The sequence below is a fragment of the Limobrevibacterium gyesilva genome (assembly GCF_025989185.1).
Lineage (GTDB): Bacteria > Pseudomonadota > Alphaproteobacteria > Acetobacterales > Acetobacteraceae > Limobrevibacterium > Limobrevibacterium gyesilva.
Map to the genome: position 1 here is coordinate 1 of NZ_JAPDNT010000063.1, position 6,497 is coordinate 6,497.

6 protein-coding genes are annotated in these 6,497 nt (G+C 71.5%); 1 reads left to right on the top strand and 5 read right to left on the bottom strand.

All coding sequences use genetic code 11. The annotated features are described in order from the left end of the window. The 4 genes from OL599_RS25515 to tkt all read right to left on the bottom strand — a co-directional run. Positions 1 to 227: hypothetical protein (locus OL599_RS25515; RefSeq protein ID WP_264716882.1), on the bottom strand; the 227-nt coding region annotated here is incomplete at its 3' end. Positions 228 to 367: 140 nt separating this feature from the next. After that, complete coding sequence (locus tag OL599_RS25520) at positions 368 to 1,561, bottom strand: phosphoglycerate kinase (protein WP_264716883.1); 1,194 nt, start codon at positions 1,559 to 1,561, stop codon at positions 368 to 370. Between the two features lie 15 nt (positions 1,562 to 1,576). Further along, positions 1,577 to 2,590 carry a type I glyceraldehyde-3-phosphate dehydrogenase gene (gene gap / locus OL599_RS25525; RefSeq protein WP_264716885.1) on the bottom strand — a complete coding sequence of 338 codons (1,014 nt, stop codon included), beginning with the start codon at positions 2,588 to 2,590 and terminating at the stop codon, positions 1,577 to 1,579. 24 nt (positions 2,591 to 2,614) lie between these two features. After that, positions 2,615 to 4,651 (bottom strand): transketolase, encoded by a 2,037-nt coding sequence (tkt, locus tag OL599_RS25530; protein ID WP_264716886.1) that lies wholly within the window; start codon positions 4,649 to 4,651, stop codon positions 2,615 to 2,617. Positions 4,652 to 4,799: 148 nt separating this feature from the next. Between tkt and OL599_RS25535 the strand changes: the two genes are divergently transcribed. Continuing rightward, the gene (locus OL599_RS25535) at positions 4,800 to 5,771 is read left to right on the top strand and encodes a beta-1,6-N-acetylglucosaminyltransferase (RefSeq protein ID WP_264716887.1); all 972 of its coding nucleotides are present in this window, start codon (positions 4,800 to 4,802) and stop codon (positions 5,769 to 5,771) included. Positions 5,772 to 5,781: 10 nt separating this feature from the next. Here the strand turns inward: OL599_RS25535 and OL599_RS25540 are convergent. After that, positions 5,782 to 6,497, bottom strand: a 716-nt coding sequence (locus OL599_RS25540; protein WP_264716888.1) for a hypothetical protein, incomplete at its 5' end; no start/stop codon positions are given.

The following is a 6,497-nucleotide window of genomic DNA, read 5'->3' on the forward strand; positions in this document are numbered from 1 at the left end:
AGCAGCGAGCCGCGCGGCAGGATCTGGCCGGGGGCCGGCGGCGCGGGCCGGCCGGCCGCCTGCGGGGTGGCGGCGGCAGGGTGCTGGGCTGGGGCGGCACGCTGCTGCGCGCGCGCCTGCTGGACCGCGGCGGGTGCGGCAGCGCGGCCGGGCGCGGCGACGCCGTCGCGGATCACCCCGTTGCTGGCGTTGACCGAAAAGGCCGACAGAGAACTTGGCGCGATCATGCGATAGATCTTGCGGCGCATTGGTGAAGAAACCGTTGACGAGAACGGGCCCAAAAATGCGACGAATCGCGGCAATTGTCACCAAAAGATTAACGGAGCCGCCCGAAGGCGACCCCGTTCATCGAAGTTGGCGCTATGACTCAGGCCGACAGGGCAGCAACCCCGGGCAGGGTCTTGCCTTCCAGCCATTCCAGGAAGGCGCCGCCAGCGGTCGAGACATAGCTCATCCGCTCAGCCACCCCCGCCTGGCGCAGGGCAGCGACCGTGTCGCCGCCGCCGGCCACGCTGCGCAGCGTTCCGGCATCCGTCGCTTGCGCAACCGCCTTGGCCAGCGTCACCGTGGCGGCGTCGAAGGGCGGCGTCTCGAACGCGCCCAGCGGGCCGTTCCAGACCAGCGTCTTCAGTCCGGCGAGCCGCGCCGTCAGCAGCGCCACCGTCTGCGGCCCCACGTCCAGGATCATCGCGTCATCGGGCACCGCGGTGACGGGAACCGTCTGCGTCGGCGGGTTCGGCTTGAACGCAATGGCGGTCACCGCGTCCACCGGCAGCAGGATCTCGCAGCCGGCCGCGCGGGCCTTGGCGAGGATCGCGCGGGCGGTGTCGTGCATCTCCGCCTCCTGCAGCGACTTGCCGACGCCGAGCCCGCTGGCCGCCAGGAAGGTGTTGGCCATGGCGCCGCCGATGATCAGCACATCGACCTTGCCCACGAGGTTGCCCAGCAGTTCAAGCTTGGTCGACACCTTGGCGCCGCCGACGATGGCGGCCACCGGGCGCTGCGGATGCTCCAGTGCGGCGGTCAGCGCCTCCAGCTCCGCCTGCATCAGCCGGCCTGCATAGGCCGGCAGCAGATGCGCCACCCCTTCGGTGCTGGCATGGGCGCGGTGCGCGGCGGAGAAGGCGTCGTTGACGAAGATGTCCGCGAGCTTCGCGAGGTCGGCGGCGAAGGCCGGGTCGTTCTTCTCCTCGCCGGAGTGGAAGCGGGTGTTCTCCAGCACCGCCACGTCACCGTCCGCCAGCGTGTCGATCACCTGCTGCGCCGGCAGGCCGATGCAGTCCTCGGCGAAGTGCACTTTGCGGCCCAGCACCTGGCCCAGCGCCGCGGCCATCGGCGCCAGCGACATCTCCGCCACCCGCTTGCCCTTGGGCCGGTCGAAATGGCTGCAGACGACCACCCGCGCGCCCTTCGCGGACAGCTCGCGGATGGTCGGGCTCAGCCGCTCGATGCGCGTGAGGTCGGAGATCTTCCCGTCGTGCATCGGCACGTTCAGGTCGGCGCGGACAAGCACACGCCTGCCCGCGACCTCGACCCCGTCGAGGGTCCTGAACCCGGCCATCCCACAGCCTCCCGCTTACAGGCTGCCGAGCAGGGCGGCAGTGTCGGACATGCGGTTGGAGAAGCCCCACTCGTTGTCGTACCACGACATCACCCGCGCCAGCCCGCCATCGACGACCGTGGTCTGGGTGGCGTCGAAGGTGGACGAGGCCGGGACGTGGTTGAAGTCGACCGAGACCAGCGGCGCGGTGTTGTAGGCGAGGATGCCCTTCAGCGAGCCCTCGCTCGCGGCCTTCATGGCGGCGTTGATCTCGTCCTTCGTGGCCTGCTTCGTCAGCACCACGTCCAGCGAGACCAGCGAGACGTTCGGCACCGGCACGCGGATGGCGGTGCCGTCCAGCTTGCCCTTCAGCTCCGGCATCACCAGGCCCACGGCCTTGGCGGCACCCGTGCTGGTCGGGATCATGGAAACCGCCGCCGCGCGGGCGCGGTGCAGGTCCTTGTGCAGCGTGTCCACGGTGTTCTGGTCGCCGGTATAGGCGTGGATGGTGACCATGTAGCCGCGCACGATGCCGAAGCTGTCATGCAGCACCTTGGCCACCGGGGCCAGGCAGTTGGTGGTGCAGGAGGCGTTGGACACCACGGTCATGTCCTTGGTCATGACCTGGTGGTTCACGCCGTAGACGATGGTGGCGTCCACGCCGTCGGCCGGGGCCGAGACCAGCACCTTGCGGGCGCCGGCGGCGAGCAGCGCGGAGGCGCTCTCCTTGCTGGTGAAGCGGCCGGTGCACTCCATCGCCACGTCCACGCCCTGGTACGGCACCTTGGACGGCTCGCGCTCGGCCGACACCTTGATCGGGCCATAGGTGCGGCCGTTGTGGCGGATCGTGATGGTGTCGCCGGACACCTCCACCTCGCCGGGGAAGCGGCCATGCACGCTGTCGTAGCGGAACAGGTGGGCGTTGGCTTCGACGCTGCCGAGGTCGTTGATGGCGACCGGCTCGATGTCGGTGCGTCCGCTTTCCACGATGGCGCGCAGCACAAGGCGGCCGATGCGTCCGAATCCGTTGATGGCGACCTTGACGGCCATGTGAGTTCTCCCTCTTCGCGTGCGTCAGGCGAGCCGGCGCTTCACCGCGGCGGCAACGGCGTCCGGCGTGATGCCGAAATGCTTGTACAGATCCTCGAACGGCGCGGAAGCGCCGAAGCCGGTCATGCCGATGAAAACCCCGTCGGGGCCGAGCCAGCGCTCCCAGCCGAAGCCGCTGGCGGCCTCGACGCCGACGCGGGGCGCGCCGCCCAGCACCTCGGCGCGGTAGGCCTCGTCCTGCAGCGCGAACAGCTCCCAGCAGGGCAGCGAGACGACGGCGGCCTTGATGCCGTCCGCCGCCAGCGCCTCGCGCGCCGCCATGGCGATGGCGACCTCGCTGCCGGTGGCGATCAGGGTGGCCTGGCGCGGGCCGTCGGCCTCGGCCAGCACGTAGCCGCCGCGGGCGCAGCGGTTCTCGCCGGCGTCGCTGCGCAAAGCGGGCAGGGCCTGGCGGGACAGCGCCAGCAGGCTGGGCCCGTCGGCGCGGCGCAGCGCCAGCTCCCAGCACTCGGCGGTTTCCAAGGCGTCGGCGGGGCGGAACATGAACACGTTCGGCATCGCCCGCAGGCTCGCCAGATGCTCGACCGGCTGATGCGTGGGGCCGTCCTCGCCCAGGCCGATGGAGTCGTGGGTGAGCACGTGGATCACCCGCTGGCGCATCAGGGCCGCAAGCCGGATCGCCGGGCGCATGTAGTCGGTGAAGATGAAGAACGTGCCGCCATAGGGGATCAGTCCGCCATGCAGCGCCATGCCGTTCATGGCTGCGGCCATGCCGTGCTCGCGGATGCCGTAATGGATGTAGCGCCCGGCGTAGTTGCCGGGGGTGACGGTGCCCATGCCCTTGACCAGGGTCAGGTTCGACCCGGTGAGGTCGGCCGAGCCGCCGACCAGCTCGGGAATCGCCGGCACCAGGGTCTCCAGCGCCTTCTGGCTGGCCTGGCGGCTGGCGAGCTTCGGCTTCGTCGCCGCGATCTCCGCCTTCAGGGCGGCCACGGCGTCGTGGAAGTTCTCCGGCAGGCGGCCGGCGGTCACCCGCTCGAACTCGGCGCGCTGCGGGTGGCGGGCCAGGCGCTTCAGCCAGGCACGGCGCGGCGTGGCGCCGCGGGCGCCAGCCTTGTGCCACTGCTCGGCGATGCCCTCGGGCACCTCGAACGGCGGGTGGTTCCAGCCCAGCGCCGCCTTGGCGGCCTGCGCCTCGGACGCACCCAGCGGCGATCCGTGGCTGGCGGCGGTGCCGGCCTTGGTGGGGGCGGCGAAGCCGATGATGGTGCGGCAGGCGATCAGCGTGGGCTTCTTCGAGCGCATGGCCATCGACAGCGCCGCAGCCACCTGCGCCGGGTCGTGCCCGTCCACCCGCTTCACCGCCCAGCCATAGGCGGCGAAGCGCTTGAGCTGGTCGTCGGAGGTCGAGAGCGCCGTGCCGCCATCGATCGATATCGAATTGTCATCCCACAGAACGGTCAACCGCTCCAGCCGCAGATGCCCGGCGAGGCTGGCCGCTTCGTGGCTGATGCCTTCCATCAGGTCGCCGTCCGAGGCGATCACCCAGGTGCGATGGTCCACCAGGCTCTTGCCGAAGCGGGCCGCCAGCATGCGTTCGGCCAGCGCCATGCCGACCGCGGTGGCGAGGCCCTGGCCGAGCGGGCCGGTGGTGGTCTCGATGCCCGGGTGCTCGCCGAATTCGGGATGGCCGGCGGCGGGGGAATGGAGCTGGCGAAAATGCTTCAGCTCGTCGATGCCCATGCCGGCATAGCCGGTCAAGTGCAGCAGGCTGTACAGCAGCATCGAGCCGTGGCCGGCCGACAGCACGAAGCGGTCGCGGTCGGGCCAGCGCGGATCGGCGGCGTCGTATTTCAGGAACCGGGTCCACAGCACGGTTGCCACGTCCGCCATGCCCATGGGCATGCCGGGATGGCCCGACTTCGCGGCTTCCACCGCGTCGATGGCCAGCGCCCGGATGGCGTCGGCCATGTGCCGCTCGGGGGTGGCGGGCCGGGCCAGGATGGCGGCCTGCGCCTCCAGGGCGGGGTTGTCTGCGGAAACTTCGGCGATCGAAGCCATGATACCTCCTGCTCGCGCGCCGCTATTAGAAGTGGAGGGACGCCGAGGCAAGGCCGGGACATTGCGGGGGGACGGGTAGCCGGCATCGAAACCGGCGGCGCCGGCCCGGCTTGTTCCGCCTGGCGACCGCTTCTAGCCTCGCCTTCGCATGACCGCACGCATCGCCGTTCTCGTGCTGGCGCACCGGACCGCGCCGCTTCACGCCCTGCTGCGGGTGCTCGACGCGCGCTTTCGCGTGTTCGTCCACATGGACGCCAAGGCGGACTGGCCGGCCATGCGCCTGCCGCCGCATGCCAGCCTTGTCGAGCCGCGGATCGAGGTGTTCTGGGGCGGCTGGTCGATGATGCAGGCGACGCTGTCGCTGCTGGACGCGGCCCGGGCCGCCGGCGGGTTCCGCCGCTACGTGCTGGTCAGCGGCGATGCGCTGCCGGTGGTGCCGCTCGACCGGCTGGAAGCGGCGCTGCTGGACGAAGCGCGGGAGTTCGTCGACCTGGTCGAAGTGCCGGACGATCCGGCGCTGGCCGGCATGGCGGTGGCGGCGGCGACCGAGCGGCATGGCTGGGTGCAGCCCTGGCGCCGGTACAACCCCACGGCCTGGGACCACCGGCTGCTGAACCCATTCCAGCGCGACGCGGCGGCGCGGCATTACGGCGTGGCGCAGGACCGGATCGACTGGATTCGCGGCGATGTCGAGCGGCTGCTGCGCGATGTCCTGGCGCAGTTGCGCCCGCCCTGTCCGTTCCCGCGCTTCTGGTACGGCGCGCAATGGTGGGCGCTGACGGCCGACACGGTGGAGGCGATCCGGCCGGCGGCGGCGCGGCCGGAGGTGGTGCGCTTCTTCCGCTACATCCAGGTGCCGGACGAGCACCTGATCCAGACCATCCTGGGCAACACCCCAGCGGCCCTGGGCGGGCGGCGGGCGGTGGGGACGCCGATGTGGACCGACCATGCCAGACGCGCCCAGGGGACGGACACGCTGGACCGGGCGGGGTTCCGCACCGCCGCTGCGCGGGGGCCGCAGATCCTGTTCGCGCGCAAGTTCGATCCCGACAAGGCGCCCGACATCGCCGCGGCGATCGCGGCCGGCCGCTACGCCGAGGAGGTGCTGGCGGGCGGGTGAGTGCGGCACGCTACCCTCCGGACAGCAGGGTCTGCGGCTCGCACCCATCGCCCTGGCCGATGCAGCCGACCAGCTGCGTGCCCTTGGTCTCCACGATCCGCCGGGGCAGCAGCACCCGCACGTCGACGGTCTCGTCCTGCCGCCAGGCCCCGTTGATCCGCGGCACCTGGAAGGTCGGGATGATCGCACCCTGGTCCGGCGGCTTCGGGGTGAACACCTGGATGCTGTCGCAGAACGCCAGCTTGCAGGTCATCGGGACGGTCAGGTCGTAATGCGTGCCGGCGTCGCGCAGGGTGGCGTCGCGGCCGGCCACGGGCCATTGCCGCACCGGCTTCGCCGTGGCCGGCGCCGGCCCGGCGGGCGCGGGCCAGACCTCGATGATGTCGTTGCCGGACACGTATCCCATCGCCTGGCCGCCCGTGGCCACCAGGAACCAGGCACCGCCGTCGAGCTTGCGCTGGATCTCGTAGGCGCCGCTGGCCCACACATCCGCCGGCAACTGGCTGCCCGGCGGAATGGCGCCGATGCGCGTGGTTTCCTTGCGGGGTGCCGCCCAGAGCGGTGCCGGCGTCGCCGTCCAGGGCGAGACGCGCGCGCCCGGCGGCACCCAGCTGCCGCGCGCGGCCGCTTCGGAGTCGAGCAGTGGCAGCGGCTGCAGCGGCTGCAGCCGCCATTGCGACACCTTTGCCGCCTGCGGCGCGTCGGCGCCCGCCGGGGCCGGCATGG